The sequence below is a fragment of the Streptomyces sp. NPDC048718 genome (assembly GCF_043198875.1).
Classification (GTDB): domain Bacteria; phylum Actinomycetota; class Actinomycetes; order Streptomycetales; family Streptomycetaceae; genus Streptomyces.
Map to the genome: position 1 here is coordinate 14,138 of NZ_JBICVG010000004.1, position 26,760 is coordinate 40,897.

The window sequence follows — 26,760 nt, forward strand, 5'->3', positions numbered from 1 at the left end:
TCTAGCAGAGCGGGGGCCGTTTGTGCGGTTCCCGGACAGCTCTTCCCGGCTCTTCCGGGCTCGTTCGGGGGCCGTGGGCGCGGGGGCGCGGGGCGCCGCGAGGGCCCGCTTCTCATCGTCTGCCGCACGGGCCCCGGCAGCCACTCGGATGGCGGAGGCGCGGGCGGGGCGCGAGGGGGCGCGAAAGGGGGCGTGCGGCGCGGTGGAGAGGCCGGAAGAGGGGCCTCGGAAGGGGCCTGGGAAGGGGCCTGGGAAGGGGCCGGGGAGAGCGCGGGGCGGGCCGGGGTGGGAGCGGTCGCGTCGCGTCAGGCGGAGGCGAAGACGAGGGAGATGCCGAGGGCGACGAGGACGCCGCCGATGGAGCGGTTCAGGACCTTCTGCCGTCGCAGCATCCGGGCGCGCAGGGTGCCGGAGGAGAAAAGGACGCCGGCGAGGCTGAACCATCCCAGGTGGGCGAGTGCCATGAACAGGCCGTATCCGGCCTGCTGGACGACCGGGGTGTCGTGGTGGACGACCTGGGTGAAGGTGCTCACGACGAACAGCATCGTCTTGGGATTGAGGGCGTTGGTGAAGAATCCGTTCCGCAGGGCCTGGCCGCCGGTGAGGGCGCCCTGGGCGGCGGTGGTGTCCACTTCCGCGCGCGAGGAGAAGGTCTTGTAGCCGATCCAGACGAGGTAGCAGGCCCCGACGATCTTCAGGGCGGTGAACAGCTGCGGAGTCCTGGCGAGCAAGAGGCCGACGCCCAGCATGGTGTAGGTGACGTGGACCAGGACCCCGAGGCTGATGCCGGCCGCGCTGAGGAACGCGGCGGTGCGTCCGTGGAGGTAGCTGTTCCGTACGATCACGGCGAAGTCGGCGCCCGGGCTGATGACCGCGAGGACGGTGATGACGGCGACCGCGACGACTTCGGCCATGACGGGACTCCTGGGGTGTCGTCCAGCCCGGAAGCCCAGCGGAACATCTCCCGGCCGGGGGCGTGTGCCGCGGTGTGCCGCGGTCGGGCAAACGATTTCCGCAAGGGGCGGCGTCATCAAGCGGGAACGGCACGACTGACCGGATCGGGTCGGTGAATGGCAGGTTCGGGGCCGTCGGTGTCCACGTGGCGAGAGTGGCGCTCCCGGTCGCACGCGCCGGCGACCGGATCGTGGTCACCTGGCTCGACTGCTCGCACCGTGCTCCGGAAGGACCCGGAAGGACCCGGAAGGCCGCGGAAAGACCCGCGGGCCGCGGCGCCTGACGGGACCCTCAGCCCATCTGGCACCGCAGCCCGGAGTTGCCCGGCCGTGGGTGTGCGGTCCCCGGCCGTGAGGAGGCCATGGCGCAGTCAGGGCAGAGAGCGCCGGGTGGCCTCGTCCACCCTCCTGTGCGGGGAGGGTGGAGGCTTGCGGAAATATTGTGGACTAGACCATTCTCGCCTGTCCACGCAGGTGAACGATCGTTTCCACGTGTCCCCCATACTCCACCACGGACGCCCGGAGATCCAGGTTCACCGCCTATTCATTCCGCGGGTACTCTCGCACCCGTGCCCTCCATGAACGACCTCGTACGCCAGCACACCGCTCTTGGCGAGTCCGACCTCGAATGGCTCCACCTGCTGGTCTCGGAGTGGCAGCTGCTCTCCGATCTCTCCTTCGCCGACCTGGTCCTGTGGGTTCCGACCCGCGACGGCACCCGGTACGTCTCCGTCGCGCAGATGCGGCCCAACACCGGCCCCACCTCCTACCAGGACGACATGGTCGGCCATCTGATCCCGCGCGGCCGCCGGCCGCTGCTCGACGCGGCGCTCGACGAGGGCCGGATCGTGCGGGAGGGCGACCCCGAGTGGCGTGAGGAGGTCCCGGTCCGGGTCGAGTCCATCCCCGTCCGCCGTGAGGGCCGGGTCCTCGGCGTCATCGCCCGCAACACCAATCTGCTCACCGTGCGGACCCCGTCGCGGCTGGAGCTGACCTATCTCCAGTCGGCCTCCGACCTCGCGCAGATGATCGCCGCCGGCGAGTTCCCCTTCCCCGGCGAGCAGGTCGACATGGATTCCTCTCCCCGGGCCGGCGACGGGCTGATGCGTCTCGACGCCGACGGTGTCGTCCAGTACGCCTCGCCCAACGCCCTGTCCGCGTACCACCGGCTCGGCCTCGCCGCCGACCTGGTCGGCCAGGACCTCGGCCAGATCACCACCGAGCTGGCCCCCTCCCGCGGCCCGGTGGACGAGGCCCTGGTCAAGATGGCCTCCGGATACGCCCCGAGGGAGTTCGAGGTCGAGGGCAACGACGGGGTGATCCAGCTGCGCGCCATCCCGCTCAAGCCCAAGGGCACCCGCATCGGTTCGCTCGTCCTGCTCCGGGACGTCACCGAACTGCGTCGCCGCGAGCGCGAGTTGATCACCAAGGACGCCACCATCCGGGAGATCCACCACCGGGTGAAGAACAACCTCCAGACGGTGGCGGCCCTGCTGCGGCTCCAGGCCCGCCGGATGGACTCCGAGCGGGGGCGCGAGGCGCTCAACGAGGCGGTACGGCGCGTCGGTTCGATCGCCATCGTGCACGAGACGCTGTCCCAGAACCTCGACGAGCGGGTCGAGTTCGACGACATCGCCGACCGGGTGATCGCGATGGTCGCGGAGATCTCCCCGGGCAAGGTCGCCTGCCGGCGCAACGGCCGCTTCGGCATTCTCGACGCCGAGGTCGCCACCCCGCTCGCCATGGTGCTCACCGAGATCCTCCAGAACGCCCTGGAGCACGCCTTCGCGCCGGGGGAGCAGGGCACCGTCGAAGTCACCGCCGTACGCGGCGAGTCACGACTGGACGCCAGGCTGTTGATCACCGTGAAGGACGACGGTCGCGGACTGCCCGAGGGATTCGATCCGCAGCGGGCCGGAAACCTCGGTCTCCAGATCGTGCGCACCCTGGTGGAGGGGGAACTCGGCGGCGGTTTCGACATGCAGCCGGGCGCGGAGCGCGGTACCCGGGTGGTGCTCGACATTCCTGTGCGTCCGCAGAAATAGACGGATCGTCAGTCTTCGCTCCGTATTCCAACGGCCCTTTAGGAAAAGGCCGTTCGAAATCCCTTCAAAGATCCTTCGAAGAAGCCTCGAAGATCCTTCGAAGGCGTTCGGTCACGGAACGCACAAAGGCGAACGCGGTGCGGACACAGCAGCGAGCCCCGGGCCGAAAAATCGGCCCGGGGCTCGAATGCTGTGGGTTACTGCGCGCGCTGCGGCTCAAGGGGCGGTGATTGCGTACACGATGTGCGCGCCGCCGGCCTCGGTCCGTAACGGGTGGCTCAGGCGCTGGCGTTGCGCGCCCGGTTGCGGGCGGCGCGGCGCTTCATCGCGCGACGCTCGTCCTCGCTGAGGCCACCCCAGACGCCGGAGTCCTGGCCGGACTCGAGCGCCCACTGCAGGCACTGCTCCATGACGGGGCAGCGGCGGCAGACGGCCTTGGCTTCCTCGATCTGCAGCAGAGCAGGACCGGTGTTGCCGATGGGGAAGAACAGCTCGGGGTCTTCCTCACGACAAACGGCGTTGTGACGCCAGTCCATGGCTGCTACCTCTCTTGGTGTTACGTGCAGGATGTGCTTGTGAATGTGAACGCTTTCACGAATCCCCCGACAAGGGAAGGGCCGACTGCCAGGTGAACTGGTGTGGTCCTGGGTTTGAGGAGGGGTTCTGGCTTTCAGTGGAGGCTGGTCTTGCGGGCCGTCCCGATCGCCAAGAAGAGACTCGCAAACCTCGGCAGCGGATACAACCCCTTCTGGAAAGTTTTTTTGGAATCCTCGGTGTCGGCTCCGTCACAGCCGTACATCTAGGGGGTGGATGGCAGCCTAAACGTTCGAGTGGAAGGACTTTCGGTCCTTCTGGTCACACAATCACACGCAGTGCACGGCGTACGCCTGTGAACGTCACGCTCGTACGCAGTCCGAGGTGGTCTCCGTCCATCTGGAGGGGGAGCGGAACCTTCGAATGCAAGGTGAAGTCGGTGAGGTCGTGCAGGGATATCGCGTGCTTGCCGCGCGGCCCGCGCTCCGGGGTCGACGTGAGCAGCTGGGTGCCGTACCGGGCGACCGCCGCGGTCGACAGCCGGGTCAGTCCGAGCACGTCGAGCGCCGTGTCGAAGGACGCGTCCGGCGACGCGTACACCGGCCGGTTGCCGAGATACGTCCAGGGCGAGGTGTTGCAGATGATCGACAGGACCAGATCCTCCACAGGATCCTCGCCCGGCCGCTCCAAGGTGATCGTCCCGTGCCGGCGGTTCCGCTCGCCCAGGAACTGGCGCATCACCTGACGCAGATAGAGCGCGTGCGTCGAACGCTTGCCCCGCTCCCGCTGCTGCTCGACCCGCCCGATCACGCTCGCGTCGAAGCCGAGCCCCGCGCAGAAGGTGAACCAGCGCTCCGGCACTCCCTCGTCCTCGGTGTCGGGGGTCCCGGACGCGAGTCCGAGGCTGACCGTCCGGGTCCGCCGCTCGCGCAGCGCGTCGAGCAGGGCGCCGGTGGCCTCCACGGCATCGTTCGGCAGACCGAGCGCTCGCGCGAAGACATTGGTGGAACCGCCCGGCACCACCGCGAGCCCCGGCAGCCCCTCCGGATCGGGCCCCCCGTGCAGCAGCCCGTTCACCACCTCGTTGACGGTGCCGTCGCCGCCGAGCGCCACCACCAGGTCGATGTCGTCCGACTCCGCCGCCTTGCGGCCCAGGTCACGGGCGTGCCCGCGGTACTCGGTGGTCACCGCGTCCAGCTTCATCTCGCTGGCCAGCGCGTGGATCAGCACATCACGGGTGCGCGCACTGGTGGTGGTTGCTGCCGGGTTGACCACGAGAAGCGCGCGCATGACCGCCAGCGTACCTACCCGGCGGTACACGGGCCCACTCCGGTGCCGGACCCGGTCCGGCTACCCTGCCTGGTATGAGCAGCGCCGACAAGAGCAGTACGGAGCGGGCCGCGGAGCCCACGGACCAGGGCCCGAGGCCCCGGCGGCTCACCGCGGCCGCCGCGGTGGCCGGCGTCGAGGCCCTCGCCCTCCTGGCGGGCGGTCTCTACCTCCTGGTGACAAGTGTCACCGGCCACCCCGACGATCCGACCTCCGCCCTGATGGGCGCGGTCACCCTGATCGCGCTCGGGCTGATCCCGTTCGCCGCCGCCCGCGGACTGCTGATGCGGCGCTCCTGGAGCCGCGGCCCCGCGGTGATCACCCAGATCCTGGCGCTGCCCGTCGCCTGGCAGCTGCTCCAGGCCGACAGCGTCATGATCCCGGCGGGCATCGCCCTCGCGATCCTCGCCGTGAGCGGACTCGTTCTGCTGGCCGGCCCCTCCACCACCGAGGCGCTCGGCATCAGGCGCCCGGGCCAGGACGCCTCGTAGCGGGAGCGGCGGGCCTCGTAACGGAAGCGGTGCGGGCGACCCCATCCGTACCTCCGCACCCGTCGTTCGTTCGCGCATATGCCAGGACCCGCCGGGGCGCGCTGCCCCGGCGGGCCCTGGCATAGGACCGTCCGCGCTCACTCCTCCACGAGGAGCTTGTCCCGCAGCTGCGCGAGCGTGCGCGCGAGGAGCCGGGACACGTGCATCTGCGAGATGCCGACCTCCTGCGCGATCTGCGACTGCGTCATGTTCCCGAAGAAGCGAAGCAGCAGGATCCGCTTCTCCCGGGGCGGCAGGTCCTCCAGGAGCGGCTTGAGCGACTCCCGGTACTCGACCCCTTCCAGGGCCTCGTCCTCCGCGCCCAGGGTGTCCGCGACCGCCGGCGACTCGTCGTCCGTGTCCGGGACGTCCAGCGAGAGCGTGGAATAGGCGTTCGCCGACTCCAGCCCCTCCAGGACCTCCTCCTCGGAGATCCCGAGCCGCTCGGCCAGCTCGTGCACGGTCGGCGAGCGCCCGTGCAGCTGCGAGAGCTCGGCCGTCGCCGTCGTCAGCGAGAGCCGCAGCTCCTGGAGCCGGCGCGGCACCCGCACCGCCCAGCCCTTGTCGCGGAAGTGCCGCTTGATCTCGCCGACCACCGTCGGGGTCGCGTACGTGGAGAACTCCACCCCGCGCTCCGGGTCGAACCGGTCCACCGACTTGATCAGGCCGATCGTCGCCACCTGCGTCAGGTCGTCGAGCGGCTCGCCCCGGTTGCGGAAGCGCCGGGCCAGATGCTCCACCAGTGGCAGATGCATCCGGACCAGCCGGTCGCGCAGCGCGGCCCGCTCGGCGGAGCCCTCCGGCATGTCGCGCAGCTCGACGAAGAGGGCCCGGGCCCCGCTGCGGTCGTGCGGATCGGCGGCCCCGCGACCCGCGTGGGTCCCGGCTCCGCCGCGCCCCGCGGGAGCGGTGCGGCCCTCGCGACCGCCGCCGTGGTCCGCGCGGCCTGCGTCGTCGGCTTCGTCGGCTTCGTCGGCGTTGTCCGTGTGACCGGCGTGCTCTTCGTCGGCCGTGTGGTCTGCGAGGCCGTCGTCCGCGTCCGCGTGCTCGTCGCGCTCCGCGCCGCCCGCCCGCGCGCGCTCGCGCAAGTGGCCACCGGAGTCCGAGGGCTCCCGGGGGGCCGGGGTCTTCGGCACCGCGTCGTGCTGCTCGTGCTCGCTCATCTGGTCCGCCTGCTCCGCGTGATCCGTAGCGACCTCGGCCCCGGCGCCGGCCTCCGGATGCGGCCGTGCCTGCTGCTCAGGGATGCCGGCCGTCGCCTCCCCGTTCCTCACGCCGGGCCTGGCCCCGCGCCGCGCTGTTTGTACAGGCTGATGGAGACCGTCTTGTCCTCGGCGACGGACGACTCCACCTTCCCGGCCAGCGCCGAGAGCACCGTCCACGCGAAGGTGTCCCGCTCCGGCGCCCGGCCGTCGGTCGTCGGGGCCGACACGGTGACGTCGAGCGCGTCGTCGACCAATCGGAACACGCAGCTCAGTACCGACCCCGGCACCGCCTGCTGGAGCAGGATCGCGCACGCCTCGTCGACGGCGATACGAAGGTCCTCGATCTCGTCCAGAGTGAAGTCCAAACGCGCCGCGAGACCGGCCGTGGCCGTACGCAGCACGGACAGGTAGGCACCCGCAGCGGGCAGCCGGACTTCCACGAAGTCCTGGGTCCCGGGCTCGCCTGCGATCTGGGACACCCTCACCTCCAAGGTGGCACATGCTCTTTCGGGGTCCGGGGAGGAGCCCCCAGGACCGGTGCGGTACGCGGTGGTCGCGCGGTCCGCCGAGACGCTATCGCGATCCTTCCCGCCGTGTCGCCAGGGGTCCGGAAGGACCACCTCCGCACGGCGGCCGCGGAGAACCCGCGGAGGGGTGACGTACCCACACGTCAGACGATCGAACCGTCCACGAAGCACCAGCGCCAGTGTTCACCCGGCTCGAACGTACGCATCACCGGGTGACCCGTCGTACCGAAGTGCGCGGTCGCGTGCCGTCCCGCCGACGAGTCGCAGCACCCCACGTGCCCACAGGTCAGACAGAGCCGCAGCTGGACCGGGTGCGTGCCGTCGGCCAGACACTGGGGGCAGGTGGCGTTCAGCGGAGCCGGTTCGGGGCGCGGCAGTTCGGCAACGTGCGGACACTCGCTCATGATGGCCAGGTTACGTTGTGGCCGCGCGCCGTCGGCACGCGGCGAAGGGTCGGGAGACGGCGCGAGGACCGGGCCGGCGCGGCGGCATGACGGGACGCGACGGGACATGACGGGGCGACCGGGGACCGCGCACGTCCACGACGCGCACCGCGGGCACGGTGGGCACGGCGGCGACGGACGGGCACGACGGGGACGGACGGACAGGCGGGCATGGACGCATTGCACCTGGTGGGACTGGTCGCGGCGAGCGCCGCCGTCGCTGGCTTCGCCCGCCGGACCCCGGTGCCCGCGCCGCTGCTCCTGGTCGCGGCCGGCCTCCTCGCCTCGTACGTGCCCGGCGTCCCGGACTACACCCTCGACCCGCACATCGTGCTGCCGCTGATCCTGCCGCCGCTGCTCTACACGGCCGCCGTCGACTCCTCCTACCTCGACCTGCGCGCGAACATCCGGCCCGTCGCCCTGCTCTCCGTCGGCTACGTGCTCTTCGCGACCGTCGCCGTGGGCTGGCTCGCGTACGCCCTCGTCCCCGATCTGCCGCTGACCGCCGCGCTCGTCCTCGGCGCGGTCGTCGCCCCGCCGGACGCGGTCGCCGCCACCGCCATCGCCCGCAAACTCGGGCTGCCGCACCGGATCACCACCATCCTCCAGGGCGAGTCCCTGGTGAACGACGCCACCGCCATCACCGCGTACAAGGTCGCCCTCGCCGCCGCCGTGGGCGAGGGGATCGGCTGGGCGGGCGGCCTGGAGGAGTTCGCGCTCGCGGCGGTCGGCGGCATCGTCGTCGGTCTGATCCTCCAGGTCCCGATCCACTGGCTCCGTACGCATCTGCGCGAGGCGCTGCTCCAGAACACCCTGTCGCTGCTCGTGCCGTTCGTCGCGTACGCGGCGGCCGAACAGGTCGGCGCCTCCGGGGTGCTCGCGGTCGTCGTGGTCGGGCTCTTCCTGGGCCACCACGCCTGGCGGGTCGACTTCGCCACCCGGCTCCAGGAGGAGGCGGTGTGGAAGATGGTGGCCTTCGTCCTTGAGTCGGCCGTCTTCGCGCTGATCGGTCTGCAACTGCCGTACGTGGTGCGGGGCCTCGGCCCGTTCGGGATCGCGGAGTCCGCCGGATACGCGGTGGGGGTCTTCGTCTTCGTGGTCGTGGTGCGCTTCGTCTGGGTCTTCCCGGCCACCTTCCTGCCCCGGTGGCTGTCCGCCCGGATCCGGGAACGGGAGCCCGGGGTGGACTGGCGGGCGCCGGTGATCGTGGGCTGGGCCGGGATGCGCGGGGTGGTCTCGCTGGCCATCGCCTTCTCCATCCCGGTCGCCGCGGCCGGCGCGCCGTTCCCGGCCCGCAACCTGATCCTCTTCCTGACCTTCACCACGGTCATCGGCACCCTCGTGGTGCAGGGGCTGACCCTGCCGCCGCTCATCCGGATCCTGAAGCTGCCCGGCCGCGACCGCACCCGGGAGACCCTGGTCGAGGCGCAGGCCCAGAGCGAGGCGTCGCAGGCGGCGGAGGAGCGGCTCGAAGCCCTGCTCGCCGACGAGCGGGGCGCCCTTCCGAAGCCGCTGGCCGACCGGCTCCGCGCGGTGATGGAGCGGCGCCGCAACTCCGTCTGGGAGCGGCTCGGCGCGGTCGACGAACGTACCGGCGAGACCGTCGACGACACCTACCGGCGGCTGGCACGGGAGACGATCGACGCCGAACGGGAGGTCTTCGTGCGGCTGCGCGACGCCCGCCGGATCGACGACGAGATGATGCGGACGCTGCTGCGCCGGCTCGACCTGGAGGAGGCGGCGGCCTACCGGGAGGAGGCGGGCTGAGCCTCGGGGTCGGTACCGGTCTTCGTGGGGTCGGAGCCAGGGGCCCGGGGTTCCGGGGCGCCGGTGATCACGGCCGCGATCCGGGTGCCGGGGGTGAAGGCTCCCTCGGCGGCCAGCGTCACCACGGCGTGCAGCATTTTGGCCACATACAGTCGTTCGATGGCGAGTGTGCGCCACATCCCGTGCCGCTCTTCGAAATTCCTTGCGAAAGCGTCGAGTTCCGGGGTGGTACGGGCGTAGCCGCCGCAGTGGAAGCGCTCGTCGAGCCACCAGTCGCCGCGCGGACCGCCGAACGCGGCCTCCTGGAGCGCCCGGACCTCCGCGCCGAGGAAGCCGCCCTTGAGGACCGGGACGCCGAGTGCCCGCTGTCCGGGGGCGAGCCCTGCCGCGAGGCCCGCCAGGGTGCCGCCGGTGCCGACCGCGACGGCCGCCACGTCGGCTTGCCCCGCCAGTTCCCGGCCCAGCTCCACGCAGCCCTGGACGGCCAGGGCGTTGCTGCCGCCCTCGGGCACGACGTACGTCTTCGCCGGGGCCTCGGCCAGGGCCAGCAGCCGGGCCAGGGCCTCGGGGCGGTGCTTCTCGCGGTACGTGGCGCGGTCGGCGAACACCAGGCGCATGCCGTCGGCCGCGCAGCGCGCGAGCGACGGGTTCAGCGGCCGGCCGGCCAGCTCGTCGCCGCGTACGACACCGATCGTGGCGAAGCCGAGGAGCCGGCCCGCGGCGGCCGTGGCCCGCAGGTGGTTGGAGTACGCGCCGCCGAAGGTGAGCACCGGACGGCCGTCGGCGGCCCGGAGATTGAGCGCGAGCTTGCGCCACTTGTTGCCGGGCAGATCGGGGTGGATCAGATCGTCCCGCTTGAGCAGCAGCGTCAGCCCGTACCGGGTGAGGCGCTCGTCCTCCACCGGCTCCAGAGGGGATGGGAGCCGGGGCCGCAGCCGGGCGGGATCGAACGCGTTCACCCGGACATTGTCGCCGGTCGGGGCGGGGATCGGGGCGCCGGGGCCCGCATCTGGAGGCCGGCACCCGGGTTCGGACACCGGCCCCCGCCCCGACCGGCGTCCGGGCCCCGGCGGTTCCCGGGGCCGAGGCCCGAGGCCCGAGGCCCGGATCCTGGGCCTCGGCCCCGGGCCCTGGGCCCGGTCAGTCCAGGCGTCCGGCGATCCGCTCGCGCATCGACGCCATGGTGAAGCCGCGCGGATCGACCTTTCCGGGCTGCCATTCCAGGTGGCCGATGACCGAGCGCTGGGTCCAGCCGTGCACCCGGCACACCGCCGCGGCGGCCTTGGCGATGGCGTCGAGCTGCGCCGCGGGCCACGGGTCCTGGCCGTCGCCCAGGTTCTCGCACTCGAAGCCGTAGAAGTGGCGGTTGCCGTCCGTGCTGGCCTCGTTGTCCGGGGGGAGGTCCCGCTCGGCGATGACCGCCTGGAGGACGTCGGGGTCGCCGGCGCCCGCGTGGTTGGCCCGCCCGAAGCCGACCAGGTGGACGGTGCCGTCCTTGGCTATCACGCCGTGGCACAGCGGCCCCGGCAGTGACGTGTAGCCGTCCCGGCAGACGCGGACGGTGCCGTCGGTGCCCTGGGTGGCGGTGTGGTGGATCACCACGCCGTGGACGGGCCCCCAGGAGCCCTTGCTGTTGCGGTTGTGGTGACTCCAGTCGCCGACCTCGACGACCGTCAGACCCTCGTCGCGCAGTGCGGAGAGGAAGCGGCTCGCGGACATGGGTGTGGCCATGGCTGGCTCCTTTTTCAGGCCAGGCACGCGAAATTGCGATGCCTCATCCGGAGTACCGGAGGGCCCAGCTCCGCTGCCATCTGTTCGGACCGTGTGCGAGCCGATCCGGACATCCTGGGGCCGGTTCGTGGAGCGATCGTCCATGCGGTGCGCACCCGCGCGGGTGACCCGGACGGGTGCATTACGGGGCGGGCGGGGGTGGAAAGCGCGCGCCTTGCCCCGATCGGACGCTCTTCACACCCACTCTTTTGTGTAATGGCGTGAGTACGGTCCGTGCTGAAAGGCTTCCTCTCGCAGATCTGTCGTACGAGAGGGAGTTCCATGTCTGTTGGTTCGGTTGGTTCGGTTGGCGACGGGATCCGCGCGGATCAGGCCGCACCGCAGCAGAGTCTCGGTACCGCCGCCGCGCGGAACCTCGCCAGCACCACCAAGTCGGCCCCGCAGATGCAGGAGATCACCTCCCGCTGGCTGCTGCGGACGCTGCCCTGGGTGCAGGTGAACGGTGGCGCGTACCGCGTGAACCGAAGGCTCAGCTACGCGGTGGGGGACGGCCGCGTCACCTTCGTGCAGACCGGTGAGCGGGTCGCCGTCATCCCCGCCGAACTCGGCGAACTCCCCGCCCTGCGCGGCTTCGACGACGCGGCCGCCCTGGACGAACTGGCGGCCCGCTGCCGCCAGCGCGTCTACGCGGCGGGCGAGGTCATCGCCGGCCGCGGCGAGCCGACCGACCGGGTCCACCTCCTCGCCCACGGCAAGGTCGAGCAGGTCGGCGAGGGGCCGTACGGGGACGAGGCGATCCTCGGAGTCCTCGCCGACGGCGCCTACTTCGGCGAGGACGCGCTCACCGACCCGGACGCCACCTGGGAGTGGACCGCCCGCGCGGCCACGAGCTGCACGATCCTGGAGCTCACCCGTACCGAGGTGCAGAACCTCGCCGCGCGGGCGGGCAGTCTGGCCGGTCATCTCGCGGAGTTCGCCGCACTGCCCGAGCGGCCGTCCAACGCCTACGGCGAGGCGGCCATCGATCTGTCCGCCGGCCACGTCGGCGAGGCCGTCATCCCGCACGCCTTCGTGGACTACGAGGCGTCCCCGCGCGAGTACGAGCTGAGCATCGCCCAGACCGTGCTGAAGATCCACACGCGTGTGGCCGACCTGTACAACCACCCGATGAACCAGACCGAGCACCAGCTGCGGCTCACGGTCGAGGCGCTCCGTGAGCGCCAGGAGCACGAGATGGTCAACAACCGCGAGTTCGGTCTGCTCGCCAACTGCGACTACGGACAGCGCATCCAGCCGCACGACGGCGCGCCCGGCCCCGACGACCTGGACGAACTGCTCTCGCGGCGCCGTGACTCCCGGCTGTTCCTGGCCCACCCGCTCGCCATCGCCGCCTTCGGGCGCGAGCTGAACCGGCGCGGGCTCGTCCCCGACTCGATCGACGTCGACGGCACCCGGATCACCACCTGGCGCGGAGTGCCGATCTTCCCGTGCGACAAGATCCCGGTCACCGACGCCGGCACCACCTCGATCATGTGCATGCGTACGGGCGAGTCCGACCAGGGGGTGATCGGTCTTAGGCAGGTCGGCCTCCCGGACGAGATCGAGCCCGGTCTGTCCTGCCGTTTCATGGGCATCAACGAGCAGGCGATCATCTCCTACCTGGTCACGGCCTACTACTCGGCCGCCGTCCTCGTCCCGGACGCCCTCGGCGTCCTGGAGAACGTGGAGATCGGCCGCCGGCGCTGACCGGCGCTGACCAGCGCACCAGTCCGGTGAGCCGAGCCGGTGCGCCGGGGCGTGGGCACCGCCGACCTGCCCCCGCCCCGGCGCCCGTCCGCTCCCCGGCCTGTCCGGCGGATTGCCGGACCCCGGCCGGACCCCGGCGGGGGCCGGGACGCCGGGCACGGCCCGGGAGCGCGGCCGGCCTGCCCGCCGCGCCTTTGGCCGTCTGAAGAGCCCCGCCGCACGGTGCTTCGGCGCCTTGCGCTCCTTCCCTCCCGGCCCCCTGCGGGCCAGGAGGGACCTCAGCCCCCGGTCCCGGTGGGCCCGGGGGGACTCCAACCCTCGGTCCTGGCGGGCCTGGGGCGACCTCATGCGCCGGACGCCCCGGCTTTCCGGCCCTGATCCATGGACCGGCCCCCGGCCCGCCAGGCCGCGACGAAGGTGACCGCGAACCCCATGACCACGATCAGCGCCGATACCGCCACGACCGGAGAGCGGAGCGCCCTGCGGCTCCTGGACCGGGCGCGTGGCGTCGTCGGCCCCCGACTGCGTACCGCCGTCGACACTCTCCCCGGTGATCTGCGGCGCATCGCCGCCTACCACTTCGGCTGGGAGGAGGCCGACGGCAGCCCGGCCGCCGGTCCGGCCGGCAAGGCCATCCGGCCCGCCCTGGTGCTCGCCGCCGCGCGGGCCCTCGGCGGCGAACCGGATCCCGCCGCCGGGGCCGCCGCCGCGGTGGAGCTGGCCCACAACTTCACCCTGCTCCACGACGACATCGTCGACGAGGACCCGACCCGGCGTCATCGCCCCACCGCCTGGGCGGTGTTCGGCATTCCCGACGCGTTGCTCGCGGGCGACGCGATGTCCGCGCTCGCGCTGCGGCTGCTCGCCGAGGACCCGCACCCGGCGGCCCTGGCCGCGCAGAACCGTCTCGCCTCCTGTGTCATCGAGCTCTGCGCGGGCCAGCAGGCGGACTGCTCCTTCGAGCGCCGCGCGCCGCGCGAGGTTTCCGTGGACGAGGTGACGGCGATGGCCACCGCCAAGACCGGGGCCCTGCTCGGCTGCGCCTGTGCGCTCGGCGCGCTGTACGCGGGGGCGGACGAGGAGACGGTCGAGGCGATGGACGCCTTCGGCCGGGAGGCCGGACTCGCGTTTCAGCTGATCGACGACCTGATCGGCATCTGGGGCGATCCTGGGCGCACCGGCAAGCCCGCCGGGGCCGATCTGATGGCCCATAAGAAGTCGCTTCCCGTGGTGGCCGCGCTGGCCTCCGGGACCGAGGCGGGCGAGGAGCTGGCCGCGCTGTACGCCCGTCCGGTGCTGGACGCCGAGGCGGTCCTGGCGGCTGCGGACGCGGTGGAGCGGGCCGGCGGCCGGGACTGGGCGCAGAGTCAGGCGGCGGAGCGGATGGCCAGTGCGGTGGAGCAACTGTCCCGGGCCGTCCCGGACTTGTCGGCGGCGGGGGATCTGCTGGCACTCGCGGAGTTCGTGACGCGGCGCAGTCGCTGAGGGCGTACATAAGGGCTTGCGTAACCACTCCATCCGGAGCACTATGAATGCAGTGGTCAACGCGACCGCGCCTTCCTCTGCCCCCCATGGAAAGAGACCGGCTTGCGCAAGCTCACCTATTACGTGGCCTGTTCCCTCGACGGCTTCATCGGCGACCCGCACGGCGACGCCACGTCCATGTACGCGTTCGCGGACGAGGAGTACATGGCCTTCATGCACGCCGAATTCCCGGAGACGGTCCCGACCGCCTTCCGGGAGGCGGCGGGTCTCGTCGGTGTGCCCGCCCGGCGGTTCGACACGGTCGTCCAGGGCATGGGGTCGTACCGCCTCGCCCTGGACACCGGCGTCACCAGCCCGTACGCCCACCTCCGCGAGATCGTCGCCACCCGCTCGCTCGCCGAGTCGCCCGACCCCAATGTCGAGCTGGTCAGCGGTGATCTGGCCGCCCGCATTCGCGAACTCAAGGCGGAGGACGGCCCGCTGGACATCTGGCTCTGCGGCGGCGCGGAGATCGCCGGGCAGCTCGCCGACGAGGTCGACGAGCTGATCATCAAGTCGTACCCCCAGGTGTACGGCTCCGGTATGCCGATGTTCGCCGCGGACTTCGCCGCCCGGGACTTCACCCTCGATGGCGTGCGCGTCTTCGGCAACGGGGTCGTGGTGCGCACGTACACCAGGAAGCGGTGACGCGGGGAGGGGTGGGGGAAGCGGCGGAGCGCCGGTACGGGGAGCGGTGACGCCGGAAGCGATGGCGGAGCCGCCGCTCTACCCTGGAGGCATGGCCGAGGAGGTGCCGCGCACGACGCGCGACCCCCGCGCCGAGCCGCCGTGCCCGGCGTGCGGGGAGCGACGGCGGGTGGCCGCCCGCCGGCACAAGGTTCTCGGGGCCTGGGTGCCGGAGTGGGACGTGCTGCCGTGCCGCAATCCGGACTGCGCGCTGTACGAGCCCCCGGAGCCGGCCGACCCCGCCGACCCCACAGGTCCAGCGGACCTCACAAGCCCAGCGGACCCCGCAGGCCCCGCCGATCCGGGCTCGGAACCGGCCCGCTAGAGCGGCCGGAGCGGGAACGGAACCCACTATCACGTGAGCGACCGGCGAGAACGGCGAGAACGGGAGAAGTCCGGCTGCCGGGTGACCGGCCGCGCGCGGGAGCCGGTCATACCGCTACAGTCCGCGCATGTCATCGGAGTCGACACAAGTCTGGACCGGCTGGTACCGGGACCGCCGTGGTGCGGAATCCATCGTCATCACGGCCGACGGGGGCCACCTGGCCACCCGTATCAGGGGAATCGAGTACGAGGGCGCGAGCTTCGCCGCCCTGCGCGCCGCCGCGGACGGGGGTGGAACGACGCTCACCGGGTGCGTCCTGGAGTGGGATCTGCCCCTGCCCGTCGTCGCGGACGGCGCCGCCCAGCAGGCGACGCTCAGCTGCCTGCTGACCCTCGGCGAACGCGCCGACCTCAGCCTGACACTGCACTACGCGGGCGCCGCCTTCGAGTCCGGCATCGCGGGCGGCGACTTCGGCGAGGCGCTCGACCGGGTCAGGCGGCAGCTGCCACCCGGATCCGACTTCGGCGGACGGCTGGCGCAGGCCGCCTGAGCGAGGGATGGGATGGGGCAGGGCGGTCCGTACGGCTGAAGGAGCCGTACGGACCGCCCTGTCGGTCGGTCACCCCTGCCGGGTCGGGCGGGGGCGCGCGGTCAGCCGGCCTTGAGGGCCGAGGTCAGCCCGTACTGCCACAGCTGGTTCACCCGGGCCCGCTCGGTGGCGTTCGGGGTGGAGTTCGTGCACGAGGTGCCGGGGCCGCCGCCGGACATCAGCTCGCTGCACGGCCCGCTGTAGTGGTCGGGGAGGCCGAGCACGTGCCCGGTCTCGTGGGCGGTGACGCGGGTGGAGTTGTACTGCTGGTTCTGCGCGTAGTCGAGGAAGATGTAGCCGTTGCCGTGCCCGTCGGTGCTGGCGTACGAGCCGCGGGAGTCGTTCCCCTCGTAGTAGGCGAAGTCGGGGTTGGAGCCCTCGGCCAGCTTGACGTTGGTCACCGAGCTGTTCCATATCCGGGCCGAGTTGGAGATCACCGAGCGGAAGCTCGGCGCGTTGGCGGTGCTGTAGACCACCGTGACGGCGGTGGCACCGGGCGCGGCGGCCTGCTTCTTCGCGACCGAGGCGAGCACGGCGTCGAAGAACGCCTGGTTGGCCTTCGCCTCCTCGGCCGACCCGGCGTAACCGGCGCCCGGGGTAGGCGCGGTGGCGCCGGCCGGGGCGGCGGCGAGGGAGAACGTGAGGCCCGCGCCGAGAGCGGCGGTCAGCAGGGACGTGAGGATCTTCGGGTGTCGCATGGGGGCTCCTCCTGTGGGGTCCAGGAGAGTCTCGGGGGCACCGGAACGTCCCGGGAATGATGCCGTTCGGCGATAACTCCGTGAAATCACTGGCGAATTGACGCTCTGGTGCACACAGATGCCCCGGCCTACCCTCGGGGCCATGGAGCTGGAGGTGAGGCATTTACGGGTGCTCTGCGCCATCGCGGACAGTGGCAGCCTGCACAAGGCGGCACGCCAACTCGGCGTCAGTCAGCCCGCGTTGACCAACCAGCTGCACCGGATCGAGCAGTCGCTCGGCGCCGAACTCTTCTCCCGGGGCCACACCGGCTGTCACCCCACCCCGCTCGGCCGCACCGTCCTCGGCCGGGCCCGCCCCCTTGTCGACGGCATGGCCGCGCTGATCGACGAGACCCGGGCCGCCGCCCGTTCGGCGGGCCCCCTGCTGCGCGTCGGCTCCACCGCCAGCCGCGCCCTGCCCGGCTGGCTGCGCCGACTGCGCCAGGACCTCGCCACGGACGTCGATCTGCGGGTGGGCGTCTCCTCCAACGACCTGCTGCGCACGGTCGCCTCCGGCGGGCTCGACCTGGCCTTCGTCCACGAGGTGGAGGGCTGCCCCCTGCGCGTCCCGGACGGGGTGCGGGGCCGTGTACTGGTCCAGCGGGAGCCCCAGTTCGTCTCCATGGCCCCCGACCACCCGGCCGCCGCGCACGAGGTCGTGGACCTCGCCGATCTCGCCCACGACCGCTGGACGGTGGACCCGTCCGTCGACGGCGAGTGGGACGGTCTGCGCCGTGTCCTCGCGGGCGCGGGACTCGACCCGCCGGTCCTGCACGCCGACTATCACACGGCCGCGACGCTCATCGTCCTCGGCGAGGCGGTCGGCCCCTGCCAGCCCACCTCGGGCCCGCGCGACGACATGGCCATCCGCCCGCTGCGCGGCGACCCGCTGGCCGTCCGCCTCCTCCTCTTCACCGCCCCGGGCACCCCGCTGGACCGTCCGTACGCGGCCCTCACCGCCGCCTACCGCGAAGCCGCGCTCCGCGCGACGCCGTACCGCCGCTGGCTCCACGCGGGCGGCTCGGCGGGACCGTGCCTGGAGGCGGCGTGAGGGTGGGCCGAGGGGGCTTGGGCCGAGAGGGCGTCGGGAGAGGTGGTGTGTGGGCGGGGTGCGCGGGCCGGGGCTCCGACGCTCAGCGGCGGCGGGCGAAGACCATGCCGCCGAGCGGGCTTTCGGCGGACGTCAGCGTGGTCCGTGCCTCGACGGCGAAGCCCGCTTCGTCGAGCAGGGCGGCCAGCCGGGCGGGGCGCCGGAGGTGGACGTACACCTTCATGGGATGGCCGCCGTAGCCCTGGGTCTTCAGTCGCGACCCGTCGCCGACATGGAAGGCCAGCAGCAGTGGGGCACCGGGGCGCAGGGCGTGCCAAAAGCCGGCGAGGACCGCCGGGACCTCGGCGTCGGGCACGTGGATCAGTGAGTACCAGGCGACCAGCCCTGCCACAGAGGCGCCGGCCAGGCCGAGTTCGGTCATGGAGCCGGTCTCGAAGCGGGCGCCGGGATGCTCGCGCCGGGCCGTCTCGACCATGGCGGGCGACAGATCGATGCCGTACGCGTCCACCCCGAGCCCGCGCAGATGCGCCGTGATCCGCCCCGACCCGCACCCCACGTCCACCACCGTGCCCCCGCCGCCCTCCCGCACGGACGCGGCGAACAGCGCGAGCGCCGCCCGTTCGTGGGGCGTCTCGTCGAGCAGGTCGCGCACCGTGTCGGCGTAGCTCGCGGCGACGGTGTCGTAGGACGCGCGGGTGTCGTCCAGCCAGTCCGGGGTGTGCAGGGTGTGCAGGGTGTTGTCCACGCGCGCAGGTTACGGACCGGGCCCGGGGCACGGGAGTCGGAGACGGCCGGCGCGTGCCCGCCGGGTGAGGCCGTCGGGCACCCGGCGGCGACCCTCAGGCGCCGCCCCCGGGGGACTTCACCCTGCTCAGCGGGATGCGTACCGCGAGAGAAGCTCCCCGCTCGCTGTTCGCGACCGCCAGTGTTCCGCCGTGCCGAGTCGCGATCTCACGGGCGATGGGCAGTCCGAGACCGGCTCCGCCGTCAGAGCGTGAACGAGCCTCGTCGAGTCGGGTGAAGCGGGCGAACACCCTCTCCCTGTCGGCGAGGGGGATGCCGGGGCCGTCGTCGGCGACTTCGGTGACGACCGTCCCTTCCTCTATGCGGGCGCGGACGGTGACGCGGTGGCGGGCGTGCCGGCAGGCGTTGCCGAGCAGGTTGCGCAGGAGGCGTTCCAGCTGCACGGCGTTTCCGCGGACGATGACATCGGCGGGGAAGTCGCAGGCCAGGTCGAGCCCTTGTGCGGTGGGCAGGTGCTGGTGCTCACGGACCAGATCCTCCGCGAGGGAGGAGAGATCGACCTCCTGGGCCGCCGGTGTGGTGCGCGGGGCGCCGTCCATCTGCGCGAGGAGCAGGAGATCGTCGGCCAGGGCCTGTAGCCGGACGACATCGGCCACGGACTCGCGGACGACGGCCGGCCAGTCGACGCCCGCCTGGTGCCGCAGCGCGGACTCGAGTTGCGCGCGCAGGCCGGCCAGCGGGCTGCGGAGCTCATGGGCGGCGTCCGCGACGAACTGCTGCTGTCGGGTGGACGCCTCTTCCAGCCGGTCGAGGGTGTCGTTCGTGGTGCGCGCCAGACGTGCGATGGCGTCCCCGGTGTCCGGGACGGGGACACGCTGGTCCAGGGAATGGCTGGTGATGTGGGCCAGCCGCCGGCGGATCGCTTCGACGGGCCGGAGAGCACGGTGGGCGGTGACATGGGTGAGAAGCCCGGTGAGTGTGCCGACGGCCGGGGCGCCCATGGACAGCGCGACCCAGTAGACCGTGTCGATGTTGCCCCACTCGTACTGCACTTGACGCAGCAGACAGATGGCGAGGATCAACAGCGCGGCGCTCGTCGTCGCTGCCGTCAGGACGAGACGGCTCCTGAACGGGATGCGTTGTGCGCCGCCGCCCAACGTGGTCCAGGCGGCCACCCCGGTGAGAAGCCCGGTGGTCGGTGCGACGAAGAGGAGTCCCCACGTGAGAGCGGCGTCCGCCGTGGCGTAGGGGAGGGTCGAGTTGTAGTGCTGGACCCACTGCGCCTGGGTGAAGAAGAGAACGCAGGCAGTACCGCCGGCGGCTGCGGACGTGCGCGCGCGCACCGGTACGGCATGCCCCTTGGTGGCCAGCCAGCACGACAGCGCCACGCAGGCCGTTCCGAGGAGGAGACCGGCATGCCGCAGGAAGTCGATCTGCGGGCCGACGCGATCGGTGGTGAAACGCTCGGGGCCCAGGGGCGCGAGCGGTCCGGCGAGGTGATCGGCGTACTGGAGCCACGCGGCTGCCAGAGCGACCACGAGGGCCGATGCGAGCGCGGTGGCCCAGGCGGGGCGTGGCGGGCGCATGCTGAGGTTAGTCGCTGCCGGTTGCACGGATGCGGTAGCCCCCTCCGCGGACCGTTTCGATGGATTCGGTACCGAAGGGCACATCGATTTTTCTCCGGACGGCACTGATGTAGACCTGCACGATGTTCGGATCCCCGGTGAAATCCGCGGACCACACTTCTTCCAGGAGTTCGTGCTTCGTCACCACTTCTCCACATCGACGCAGAAGACTCTCCAGAACGCCGAATTCCTTCGGAGTCAGGGAGATGGCCGTCTGATTTCGTCCGCATGTCCGGCGAGCGGGATCGAGCCAGAGGTCACCCGATTCCAGTATTGTCCGAGTCCGTGAACCTCCGCGGCGGAGCAGAGCCCGAAGTCTCGCTTCGAGAACCACGTACGAGAAGGGTTTGGCCAGATAGTCGTCGGCTCCGGTGTCGAGCCCCTCGGCCTCGTCGTACTCTCCGGTCTTCGCCGTCAGCATGAGTACGGGGACGTCGTTCTTCTCCGCGCGGAGCCGCGAGCACACCTGATAGCCGTTGAGCCCGGGGAGCATGATGTCCAGGAGTATCGCGCTGTACGGGAATTCTCGCGCCATGTGCAACCCGGTGACGCCGTCGCGAGCCACGTCCACCGCGTAACCGACCGCCGACAGGCCCCGTTGCAGAGAGGCAGCCAGCCGCTCTTCGTCCTCGATCACCAGAACTCGCACGGCCTCAGTATGTGCGCTCCGCGGAACCGAAGCTGAGGAAATCCTCAGCTTCCTTCAGCCCATCCTCAGCGGGCGAACCGCACCATCTGTGGATGCTGTCGACCACCACACGCGTTCCGACCGGTCCGCCACGCGAGCTCATCGGGGCTCAGCGGCGACACCCCGGGGGGTGGTATCTGCCGGCTGTCCTGGCTTCGGCGGTGTTCCTCGTCTACATGGTCTACGCCCTGCGTGAGCATGCCCGGTTCGGCACGACCGGCTATGACCTGGGGATCTTCGACCAGGCGGTGCGCTCCTACGCGGAGGGGAGGTGGCCGGCCTCGGAGCTCCGGACGGCCACCGCGCCCCCCGGCTTCACGGGCGAGGCGTATCCGCTGCTCAGCGATCACTTCCACCCGATCCTCGCCCTTCTCGCTCCGCTCTATCTGGTGGCGCCCCACGTGGAGACCCTGCTGATCGCGCAAGCGGCGCTGATGGGGGTCTCCACCTTCGTGATCACGCGCGCCGCCCAGCGCCATCTGCGGACCCGGTGGGCCGCTTTGGCGATCGGTCTGGCCTACGGCTTCTCCTGGGGGCTTCAGCAGCTGATCGGGTTCGACTTCCATGAAGTCGCCTTCGCCGTACCGCTCCTGGCGCTGGCCGGCAGCGCCTACCTCGACGGGCGGTGGGTGGCCGCCGCCTGGTGGGCGGCCGCCCTCCTGCTGGTCAAAGAGGATCTGGGAGCGACGGCCGCCGTCCTCGCCCTTCTCCTCCTTCGCCATCACCGCCGGGCCGGCCTTCTGCTCGGTGCCACGGCGCTGGCCGGTACGGCCTTGACCGTCCTCGTGGTGATTCCGGCCCTGGCCCCAGACGGGCAGTACGGCTACCTGGCCCAGCCGCAGCCGTACGGGATGCTGGACGGCTGGCCGTTGAAGGCCCTCACCATCGGGGCGCTGGTGGTCATCATCGCGGGCGTGGCCCTGCGAAGCCCGTTCGCCCTGCTTCTGCTGCCGACGCTGGCGTGGCGCCTCTTCTCGCCGAATCCGGCGTACTGGGGGATGGGGCTGCACTATTCCGCCGTCCTCATGCCCATCGCGTTCATCGCGCTCATCGACGTCCTGCGCAGAGGGGTGCGCCTGCCCGTCCTCGTCCCCCTGGTGATCGCGGCGATGCTGTTCCCCGCCCAGCCGCTCCGCTTCCTGGTGACGCCGGGGTTCTGGCAGGACGGCCCCCGCGAGACGGCGGCTCGGAGCGCGATCGATCTGATCCCTTCCGGCGCGCGGGTGGCCGCGAGCAACAGCCTCGCGCCCCACCTCAGCGACCGGGCGATCGTCGACCTCGTCGCCGACGGTGTGCTCACCCGGCGCAAGGACATCACCTGGATCGTGGCCGACACGACCGACCCGTTTCCCATCGGGGGCGTCATTGCCGTCATCCGGCAGGCGGAGGAGAATGGCTGGCGCAGCGTCTACGCCGAGGGTGGCGTGGTGGTTCTGCGGAGTCCCGCCGGCTCGGGGCCTTCCTGAGCGGGTGATGTCCGCGGGTTTCCCGAGTCGATGCCATGTACGGGCCGGGGCCCGCCCTCTGCGACAGGGCGGGCCCCGGTCTCACTCACCGGTGAAGGCGACGGATCAGCTCCACTTCTGGTAGCTGCCGCTGTTGGCGGGGTACGTGTAGACCTGCTTGCGGGCGTTGCTGTCGAGCCTGAAGCCGGTGGCCACGTTCTTCAGCCGGTAGGCGCTGCCGACCTTCGATATCGCCCACTTCTGGTAGCTGCCGCTGTTACAGGCGTGCGTGTAGACCTGCCTGCGGGCGTTGCTGTCCAGGCAGAAGCCGGTGGCCTTGTTCTTCAGCCGGTAACCACCGCTGACCTTCGAGACCGTCCACTTCTGGTAGCTGCCGCTGTTGCAGGCGTGCGTGTAGACCTGCTTGCGGGCGTTGCTGTCCAGGCAGAATCCCGTGGCGACGTTCTTGAACTGCTCGGTACCCGGAACAGCGGCCTGTGCCGGAGCGGTCACGGTGAGAACTCCGGCGCCGGCCACGACCGCGGTCACTAAGGCCGAGGAGAGGGTCTTTCGCGTGAACATGAATTTCCTTTCGGTGGTGGCTGATTGCCGATTCGAACGTAACCGAGGGGGATCAATCGAGACAATGATGGTTATGGTTATCGCCGCTTCGGCCGGTATTTATGCGCCAAGAGTTCGCTTGTGGGGGCGTGGTCGCGATGTCTGTGATATGGGTGTGACGCGCAGCGAAAGCGGAATGCGGAATCAAACACTCTGAGCAGCGGAATCGGAGGTTTCCCTACCGCGTGTAGAGATCCGCACGCCGAGGGAGGCGCTTTTATTTTCGCTTGTCCGCATCTGGGGTATTTTTCCGGAGTGCGGAATTCCTCCCCGGGGATAGGCGCGATCTCAATGCCGGCGCATCGAAAACGAGCCTGCCTCCACGCGCACGACCGTCGGCGCTGTTGTGTACGGCCTGTGCGGCATGTGCGGCCGGCGTGATCGTCGTGGTGGGGCTGGGGGCGTGACCGGGGGCGTGCCGGGTGCGGGTGCGCCAGGGGCACCGGCCGGTAGGCGTCGATTCCGCGCCGTCCCGCGTGATGGAACGTCCACGACGTCCTCGTGCGTGTCAGGGTGGCGGCCGTGGGCGGCGGGGTCATCGCCGTCGGCCGCGCCTCCGCTCCATGCCGCGGGATCCGCCTCTCGGTCATGCCGGCCGAGGCGGTCGCCCCGCTCGCGGTCGAACAGGCCGAGGCGATGGCGCGTGTGATGCCGCCGTACATCCGCACGGCCGTGGTCGTCCTCGGCGAGCGAGGACCGGGTGGGACGGGGCCCGTAAGACGCTCTGGGCGGTCGAGGGCGGGGTCGCCGAGCGCGAGATTCGTAAGCCCGTCGAGTCGTCGCACCGGGGCGCCCGTGATCCGCGCCTCCGCCCTCATCGCCGGCGGCGCGGGCGTCAGGCGGGTGCGGCCGGTCTTCGGGTAGGCGTCCGTCGCCATCGAGCTGCGGATCCACACCCTCGGGGCCGGGAAAAAGAGACCGCACCCGGCCGTCAGGGACGCCCCTGGGCGGGGCGGCCTGCGGGCCGGGTGCGGGCGGGTAGACCAGACGATTGGGAAAATCGTAGGTCAAACGGCATGACCTAGGGTCAGGCCTTCTTCGTCTCCCCGCGATGGGGTGGGTCGGCGACTTGCGGTGATGGGTGCTGCGGGTCGCTGACCTGGCCTTTTGCTGGTTGCTGGCGATGGGGTACGACGGTCTTGACCGGGTGTCCTGCGGACTACGTGCAGACTGCGGCAGTGCTTCGCCGTTGGCCAGCGGTGGCCTTGCTTCTCTGGCGCAGTGCCGGTTTAGGAGGAATGGGCCTTCCTTATGTCTCAGCGCGTGTGGAAGGAGTGATGGACCACGGGGTGCTGATGGTGCCGTCCGGCTCCCAACCGTAGTCATTCAGCCGCTTCGCTTCCTCGCGGCGTCCCATGGATCCCAAAACCCCCACCGCACAGTCGATTCGATCATGGGAAGCGTCAGGGGCGCTGATTGATCTGAGCCAAGTGAGGGCCTCGGATGCGCGATTGGCGCGCAACAGCAGTCTCACCGCGCCGGAAGCTGCATTATGCCTGCCGTCCTCTGCGCTCTTCTGGTACCAGATTACTGCCTCGTCGAGCTGCCCCTTCTCCTCAAGGATGCAGGCCAATTCGTACTGAGCCCGAGAATCCCCGGCCTTTGCCAATGGGGATAGAAGCGAAACTGCTTCATCGCTCCTGGACTCCCGCCGCAGAAGCTCAGCGAGATCGTATGTCACGCCGATTTCGTCTTCGATTTGGGAGTAAAGGAAGTCGATTGCCTCATGGGTTCGACCTAGGTGGCGCATCAGTTCAGCAAAATCGCTGGCCGCCGAACTGTTCCCGTTTGTGATCATTTCCCTCAGGGCGGTCACGCATTCTTCCTCGAGTCCCTCCGAGAGCATTGTTTTTTTCAGGGCCATGGGGGCAAAGATAGATCCCGTATGGCTGCTGTGCCCGAGCTCCTTCAGGTATGACAATACAGAATCAACTCCGTCGGACAGTCGCTTCTCTTCGCAAACTGTATACATTGACATAAAGTCGCCATCGAGTGTCGATTGTTCGAGTATTTTCAATCCTCTCGCTCGTTCCCCTGTCCCAATGAGAAATTTTCCCAGGTTATGCTTCGTGTCGAACTTCTCGCACCAGGTCAGAGCCGCCTCTATGGAGACGTGGTTCCAGGTTTCCATAAGGGCATCATGAAACCACTCGTCCGAATCCCCGTCATATTCCCATTCCCTCATGTGCTCCCGGCAGTCAACGAGCGCGAAAATGTCGCCCTGGCGGGCTGCTCGCTTGTAATGGCTCTTCGCGGAATCCCAGTCGGCCTCATCGCATGTAACCAGAGTTTGCGCGGCTAAACGCAGCGCGTGGGAATCTCCGAGGGAGTGCGCCTCCTCGTACCATTCGAAAGCTTCTCTTCTCCTGTTCGTCATGGAAAGAATCTCGGCAATCTGGAGGGCTGCCTCACTGCTTCCGGAGTCGGCGGATTTCTTGTAGAGAGCGATGGCAGTGCGGTACAGGCCGCGGTATTCTGCCGATCTTCCGATGTTCAGCGCCTCGGTTGGGGGTGAGTGATACACCAGGAGGTCCCAAATTCCTGGTGGAGGGGAGGTTCGGCACCGCTCTTCCCGCCCCAGATGATCCAAGGGATCTGCCAGGCGATACCGTACCGATCCTTCCGTCACCCCTTTGTTTCGTGGGCGAATCCGAGTCAATGGCCCGCGGATCCCTCGTTGAGGTTTTGCCGCATAAGCCAGGGCAACTTCCAGCCAGTCATCGGGCAAGTAGTCGAACTCTAGGTCGGTCAGGTATTCGTATGCTGCGGTTTCGAGCAGCTCCAATGGGATGTGTTCGCCATATCCAAGCCGACGGATGTCCATCGCTGCGTCGATGAGGGCTCTAAGTGGTGGCGGCGCTGTCTGGTAGCGCTGAATCAGCGCTGGCACTCCGGCCAGATACTGGGTCACCTGACATTGTTCCGCGTGTTTTATGGCTTGAGCGAGCCGGGCATCGTGTGTGGCGGCTTCTCTCAGGTTATCCAGGTCATTCGGCACGAAGGTGACCGGAACGCGTATGGAACTCCCATTGAGCACGTGGCGCGCGTGCGGGTGCAGGTCTCTTTGGCCGTCGTGTGGTTCCGATGTCAACTGGTCCCAGTACTTGGGCCAGAGGGTAGCCAGGATCAGTACGGGGCGTCGCTCAGATGAGTGCATAATCCGTCGAAGTGCGGCCGCTACTTTCTCGCCTTCTGCAGGATCGGCTGTGAGGAGAAAACGCTGGGCCTCGTTCAGCCACACCACTGTGTGCGGACCGACCTTCTCGATTTCTGCTGCCAGATCAGCGTGCGGAGCGGAGTCCAGAGCTTTCCAGAGGCGCCACTTCGGGGGTAGTTGTTGGATTGCTTCCCAGAGTGTTCGGGTTTTTCCCGTCGAGGATTCTCCGACGAGTGTGACGATCACGCTCTGTTCCGAAACCGCTCGGTCGATTTTCTCTCGAACGTGGTGGTCGTGATCACGTGCCACATAGGCGGGCAATGTTAGCGTGTGCCCACCTTCGGCGACGGTGATGGACTGGTGGACTTCGAGAGCGTAGGGGTCGAGTTCGCTCAGCGGCTTGCCCGGAGGCTCGGCGAGGAGCGCCTTAATCCATGCAGTTCGGACCCGTTCCGTCGCGTCCGTGACATCCCAGCGGGCCTCGCGGGCCAGTACCGCTGCAATTGAGACAACATTCGCCTGTTGCGCCGGGAATTCACTCGAACCAATGATCCTGTGCACGGTGTCCTTCGAAGGGGACCCTGGGAACAGATCGTCGGGGTCGTCGGCGATCAGATCGGCGATCCGTGCCACGGGGGGAGTCCTGGCCTCCACGTAGAGGCGATAGAGCAGCAGCTTCAGCTCACGCAACGGGCCCGGAGCGACTCGTGGTGCGGGAATTCGGCGCTGCCCACCGCTGCTTGACTCCCCGTGCTCT

At 70.1% G+C, this 26,760-nt stretch carries 24 protein-coding genes; 10 read left to right on the top strand and 14 right to left on the bottom strand.

Annotated elements, in window-relative coordinates; genetic code table 11:
* Positions 1-305: 305 nt before the first annotated feature.
* The gene (locus ACGFRB_RS08350) at positions 306-914 is read right to left on the bottom strand and encodes a LysE family transporter (protein WP_363001434.1); all 609 of its coding nucleotides are present in this window, start codon (positions 912-914) and stop codon (positions 306-308) included.
* 617 nt (positions 915-1,531) lie between these two features.
* On the opposite strand from ACGFRB_RS08350, the gene ACGFRB_RS08355 reads away from it, so the two are divergent.
* Positions 1,532-2,998, top strand: a complete 1,467-nt coding sequence (locus tag ACGFRB_RS08355) for a histidine kinase N-terminal domain-containing protein (protein WP_393241532.1) — start codon at positions 1,532-1,534, stop codon at positions 2,996-2,998.
* Between the two features lie 278 nt (positions 2,999-3,276).
* On the opposite strand, the gene ACGFRB_RS08360 is transcribed toward ACGFRB_RS08355, so the two are convergent.
* Positions 3,277-3,534, bottom strand: coding sequence for a WhiB family transcriptional regulator (locus ACGFRB_RS08360; protein ID WP_003953983.1), 258 nt, complete (start codon positions 3,532-3,534; stop codon positions 3,277-3,279).
* 319 nt (positions 3,535-3,853) lie between these two features.
* Entirely contained in the window at positions 3,854-4,822 is a 969-nt protein-coding gene (locus tag ACGFRB_RS08365; protein ID WP_393240650.1) for a diacylglycerol/lipid kinase family protein, read from the bottom strand.
* 74 nt (positions 4,823-4,896) lie between these two features.
* Between ACGFRB_RS08365 and ACGFRB_RS08370 the strand changes: the two genes are divergently transcribed.
* On the top strand, positions 4,897-5,352 hold the full coding sequence (locus ACGFRB_RS08370) for a hypothetical protein (protein ID WP_363001432.1): 456 nt from the start codon (positions 4,897-4,899) through the stop codon (positions 5,350-5,352).
* A gap of 137 nt (positions 5,353-5,489) precedes the next feature.
* On the opposite strand, the gene ACGFRB_RS08375 is transcribed toward ACGFRB_RS08370, so the two are convergent.
* The 3 genes from ACGFRB_RS08375 to ACGFRB_RS08385 form a co-directional block, all read right to left on the bottom strand.
* On the bottom strand, positions 5,490-6,665 hold the full coding sequence (locus ACGFRB_RS08375) for an RNA polymerase sigma factor SigF (protein WP_393240653.1): 1,176 nt from the start codon (positions 6,663-6,665) through the stop codon (positions 5,490-5,492).
* The gene (locus ACGFRB_RS08380; protein WP_361230972.1) at positions 6,662-7,075 is read right to left on the bottom strand and encodes an anti-sigma regulatory factor; all 414 of its coding nucleotides are present in this window, start codon (positions 7,073-7,075) and stop codon (positions 6,662-6,664) included. Before ACGFRB_RS08380 ends, ACGFRB_RS08375 begins: the two co-directional genes overlap by 4 nt.
* Positions 7,076-7,266: 191 nt before the next feature.
* Positions 7,267-7,527, bottom strand: coding sequence for a UBP-type zinc finger domain-containing protein (locus tag ACGFRB_RS08385; RefSeq protein WP_361230974.1), 261 nt, complete (start codon positions 7,525-7,527; stop codon positions 7,267-7,269).
* A 210-nt stretch (positions 7,528-7,737) separates the two neighbouring features.
* Here ACGFRB_RS08385 and ACGFRB_RS08390 point away from each other — a divergent pair, with 210 nt between their 5' ends.
* On the top strand, positions 7,738-9,333 hold the full coding sequence (locus ACGFRB_RS08390; protein WP_393240658.1) for a Na+/H+ antiporter: 1,596 nt from the start codon (positions 7,738-7,740) through the stop codon (positions 9,331-9,333).
* Here the strand turns inward: ACGFRB_RS08390 and ACGFRB_RS08395 are convergent.
* Together ACGFRB_RS08395 and ACGFRB_RS08400 are read right to left on the bottom strand one after the other, a co-directional pair.
* Positions 9,312-10,292, bottom strand: a complete 981-nt coding sequence (locus tag ACGFRB_RS08395) for a 1-aminocyclopropane-1-carboxylate deaminase/D-cysteine desulfhydrase (protein WP_393240661.1) — start codon at positions 10,290-10,292, stop codon at positions 9,312-9,314. The two genes, ACGFRB_RS08390 and ACGFRB_RS08395, sit on opposite strands and share 22 nt — an antisense overlap.
* Positions 10,293-10,473: 181 nt before the next feature.
* Positions 10,474-11,064 carry an N-acetylmuramoyl-L-alanine amidase gene (locus ACGFRB_RS08400; RefSeq protein ID WP_393240664.1) on the bottom strand — a complete coding sequence of 197 codons (591 nt, stop codon included), beginning with the start codon at positions 11,062-11,064 and terminating at the stop codon, positions 10,474-10,476.
* Positions 11,065-11,385: 321 nt separating this feature from the next.
* Here ACGFRB_RS08400 and ACGFRB_RS08405 point away from each other — a divergent pair, with 321 nt between their 5' ends.
* The 5 genes from ACGFRB_RS08405 (at position 11,386) to ACGFRB_RS08425 (ending at position 15,896) form a co-directional block, all read left to right on the top strand.
* Positions 11,386-12,810: a family 2B encapsulin nanocompartment shell protein gene (locus ACGFRB_RS08405; RefSeq protein WP_363001425.1), complete on the top strand. Its 1,425-nt coding sequence runs from the start codon at positions 11,386-11,388 to the stop codon at positions 12,808-12,810.
* A 432-nt stretch (positions 12,811-13,242) separates the two neighbouring features.
* Positions 13,243-14,295, top strand: coding sequence for a family 2 encapsulin nanocompartment cargo protein polyprenyl transferase (locus ACGFRB_RS08410; RefSeq protein ID WP_393240668.1), 1,053 nt, complete (start codon positions 13,243-13,245; stop codon positions 14,293-14,295).
* A 102-nt stretch (positions 14,296-14,397) separates the two neighbouring features.
* Complete coding sequence (locus ACGFRB_RS08415) at positions 14,398-14,982, top strand: dihydrofolate reductase family protein (RefSeq protein ID WP_393240671.1); 585 nt, start codon at positions 14,398-14,400, stop codon at positions 14,980-14,982.
* Between the two features lie 91 nt (positions 14,983-15,073).
* Positions 15,074-15,346, top strand: coding sequence for a hypothetical protein (locus tag ACGFRB_RS08420; protein ID WP_393240674.1), 273 nt, complete (start codon positions 15,074-15,076; stop codon positions 15,344-15,346).
* A gap of 127 nt (positions 15,347-15,473) precedes the next feature.
* Complete coding sequence (locus ACGFRB_RS08425) at positions 15,474-15,896, top strand: DUF6304 family protein (protein ID WP_363001421.1); 423 nt, start codon at positions 15,474-15,476, stop codon at positions 15,894-15,896.
* Positions 15,897-15,997: 101 nt separating this feature from the next.
* Here the strand turns inward: ACGFRB_RS08425 and snpA are convergent, their stop codons facing one another.
* Positions 15,998-16,633, bottom strand: coding sequence for a snapalysin (snpA, locus tag ACGFRB_RS08430; RefSeq protein ID WP_363001419.1), 636 nt, complete (start codon positions 16,631-16,633; stop codon positions 15,998-16,000).
* Between the two features lie 142 nt (positions 16,634-16,775).
* Here snpA and ACGFRB_RS08435 point away from each other — a divergent pair, with 142 nt between their 5' ends.
* Positions 16,776-17,723, top strand: a complete 948-nt coding sequence (locus ACGFRB_RS08435) for a LysR family transcriptional regulator (protein WP_393240678.1) — start codon at positions 16,776-16,778, stop codon at positions 17,721-17,723.
* Positions 17,724-17,805: 82 nt separating this feature from the next.
* Here ACGFRB_RS08435 and ACGFRB_RS08440 read toward each other — a convergent pair whose 3' ends face one another.
* The 3 genes from ACGFRB_RS08440 to ACGFRB_RS08450 form a co-directional block, all read right to left on the bottom strand.
* On the bottom strand, positions 17,806-18,468 hold the full coding sequence (locus ACGFRB_RS08440; RefSeq protein WP_393240681.1) for a class I SAM-dependent methyltransferase: 663 nt from the start codon (positions 18,466-18,468) through the stop codon (positions 17,806-17,808).
* Positions 18,469-18,562: 94 nt separating this feature from the next.
* Positions 18,563-20,053: a HAMP domain-containing sensor histidine kinase gene (locus tag ACGFRB_RS08445; protein ID WP_363001416.1), complete on the bottom strand. Its 1,491-nt coding sequence runs from the start codon at positions 20,051-20,053 to the stop codon at positions 18,563-18,565.
* 7 nt (positions 20,054-20,060) lie between these two features.
* Positions 20,061-20,741: a response regulator transcription factor gene (locus ACGFRB_RS08450; RefSeq protein ID WP_363001415.1), complete on the bottom strand. Its 681-nt coding sequence runs from the start codon at positions 20,739-20,741 to the stop codon at positions 20,061-20,063.
* 200 nt (positions 20,742-20,941) lie between these two features.
* On the opposite strand from ACGFRB_RS08450, the gene ACGFRB_RS08455 reads away from it, so the two are divergent.
* Positions 20,942-22,246, top strand: a complete 1,305-nt coding sequence (locus ACGFRB_RS08455; protein ID WP_393240685.1) for a DUF2079 domain-containing protein — start codon at positions 20,942-20,944, stop codon at positions 22,244-22,246.
* Between the two features lie 105 nt (positions 22,247-22,351).
* Here ACGFRB_RS08455 and ACGFRB_RS08460 read toward each other — a convergent pair whose 3' ends face one another.
* Together ACGFRB_RS08460 and ACGFRB_RS08465 are read right to left on the bottom strand one after the other, a co-directional pair.
* On the bottom strand, positions 22,352-22,807 hold the full coding sequence (locus ACGFRB_RS08460) for an RICIN domain-containing protein (protein ID WP_363001413.1): 456 nt from the start codon (positions 22,805-22,807) through the stop codon (positions 22,352-22,354).
* A 1,288-nt stretch (positions 22,808-24,095) separates the two neighbouring features.
* Entirely contained in the window at positions 24,096-26,636 is a 2,541-nt protein-coding gene (locus ACGFRB_RS08465; protein ID WP_393240688.1) for a hypothetical protein, read from the bottom strand.
* Between the last annotated feature and the right edge of the window lie 124 nt (positions 26,637-26,760).

Bases quoted from the DNA above. Each gene is read 5' to 3' on its own strand.
- ACGFRB_RS08350 (WP_363001434.1), bottom strand. From the start codon at position 914: ATGGCCGAAGTCGTCGCGGTCGCCGTCATCACCGTCCTCGCGGTCATC.
- ACGFRB_RS08355 (WP_393241532.1), top strand. From the start codon at position 1,532: ATGAACGACCTCGTACGCCAGCACACCGCTCTTGGCGAGTCCGACCTC.
- ACGFRB_RS08360 (WP_003953983.1), bottom strand. From the start codon at position 3,534: ATGGACTGGCGTCACAACGCCGTTTGTCGTGAGGAAGACCCCGAGCTG.
- ACGFRB_RS08365 (WP_393240650.1), bottom strand. From the start codon at position 4,822: ATGCGCGCGCTTCTCGTGGTCAACCCGGCAGCAACCACCACCAGTGCG.
- ACGFRB_RS08370 (WP_363001432.1), top strand. From the start codon at position 4,897: ATGAGCAGCGCCGACAAGAGCAGTACGGAGCGGGCCGCGGAGCCCACG.
- ACGFRB_RS08385 (WP_361230974.1), bottom strand. From the start codon at position 7,527: ATGAGCGAGTGTCCGCACGTTGCCGAACTGCCGCGCCCCGAACCGGCT.
- ACGFRB_RS08390 (WP_393240658.1), top strand. From the start codon at position 7,738: ATGGACGCATTGCACCTGGTGGGACTGGTCGCGGCGAGCGCCGCCGTC.
- ACGFRB_RS08400 (WP_393240664.1), bottom strand. From the start codon at position 11,064: ATGGCCACACCCATGTCCGCGAGCCGCTTCCTCTCCGCACTGCGCGAC.
- ACGFRB_RS08405 (WP_363001425.1), top strand. From the start codon at position 11,386: ATGTCTGTTGGTTCGGTTGGTTCGGTTGGCGACGGGATCCGCGCGGAT.
- ACGFRB_RS08410 (WP_393240668.1), top strand. From the start codon at position 13,243: ATGACCACGATCAGCGCCGATACCGCCACGACCGGAGAGCGGAGCGCC.
- ACGFRB_RS08420 (WP_393240674.1), top strand. From the start codon at position 15,074: ATGGCCGAGGAGGTGCCGCGCACGACGCGCGACCCCCGCGCCGAGCCG.
- ACGFRB_RS08425 (WP_363001421.1), top strand. From the start codon at position 15,474: ATGTCATCGGAGTCGACACAAGTCTGGACCGGCTGGTACCGGGACCGC.
- snpA (WP_363001419.1), bottom strand. From the start codon at position 16,633: ATGCGACACCCGAAGATCCTCACGTCCCTGCTGACCGCCGCTCTCGGC.
- ACGFRB_RS08435 (WP_393240678.1), top strand. From the start codon at position 16,776: ATGGAGCTGGAGGTGAGGCATTTACGGGTGCTCTGCGCCATCGCGGAC.
- ACGFRB_RS08445 (WP_363001416.1), bottom strand. From the start codon at position 20,053: ATGCGCCCGCCACGCCCCGCCTGGGCCACCGCGCTCGCATCGGCCCTC.
- ACGFRB_RS08460 (WP_363001413.1), bottom strand. From the start codon at position 22,807: ATGTTCACGCGAAAGACCCTCTCCTCGGCCTTAGTGACCGCGGTCGTG.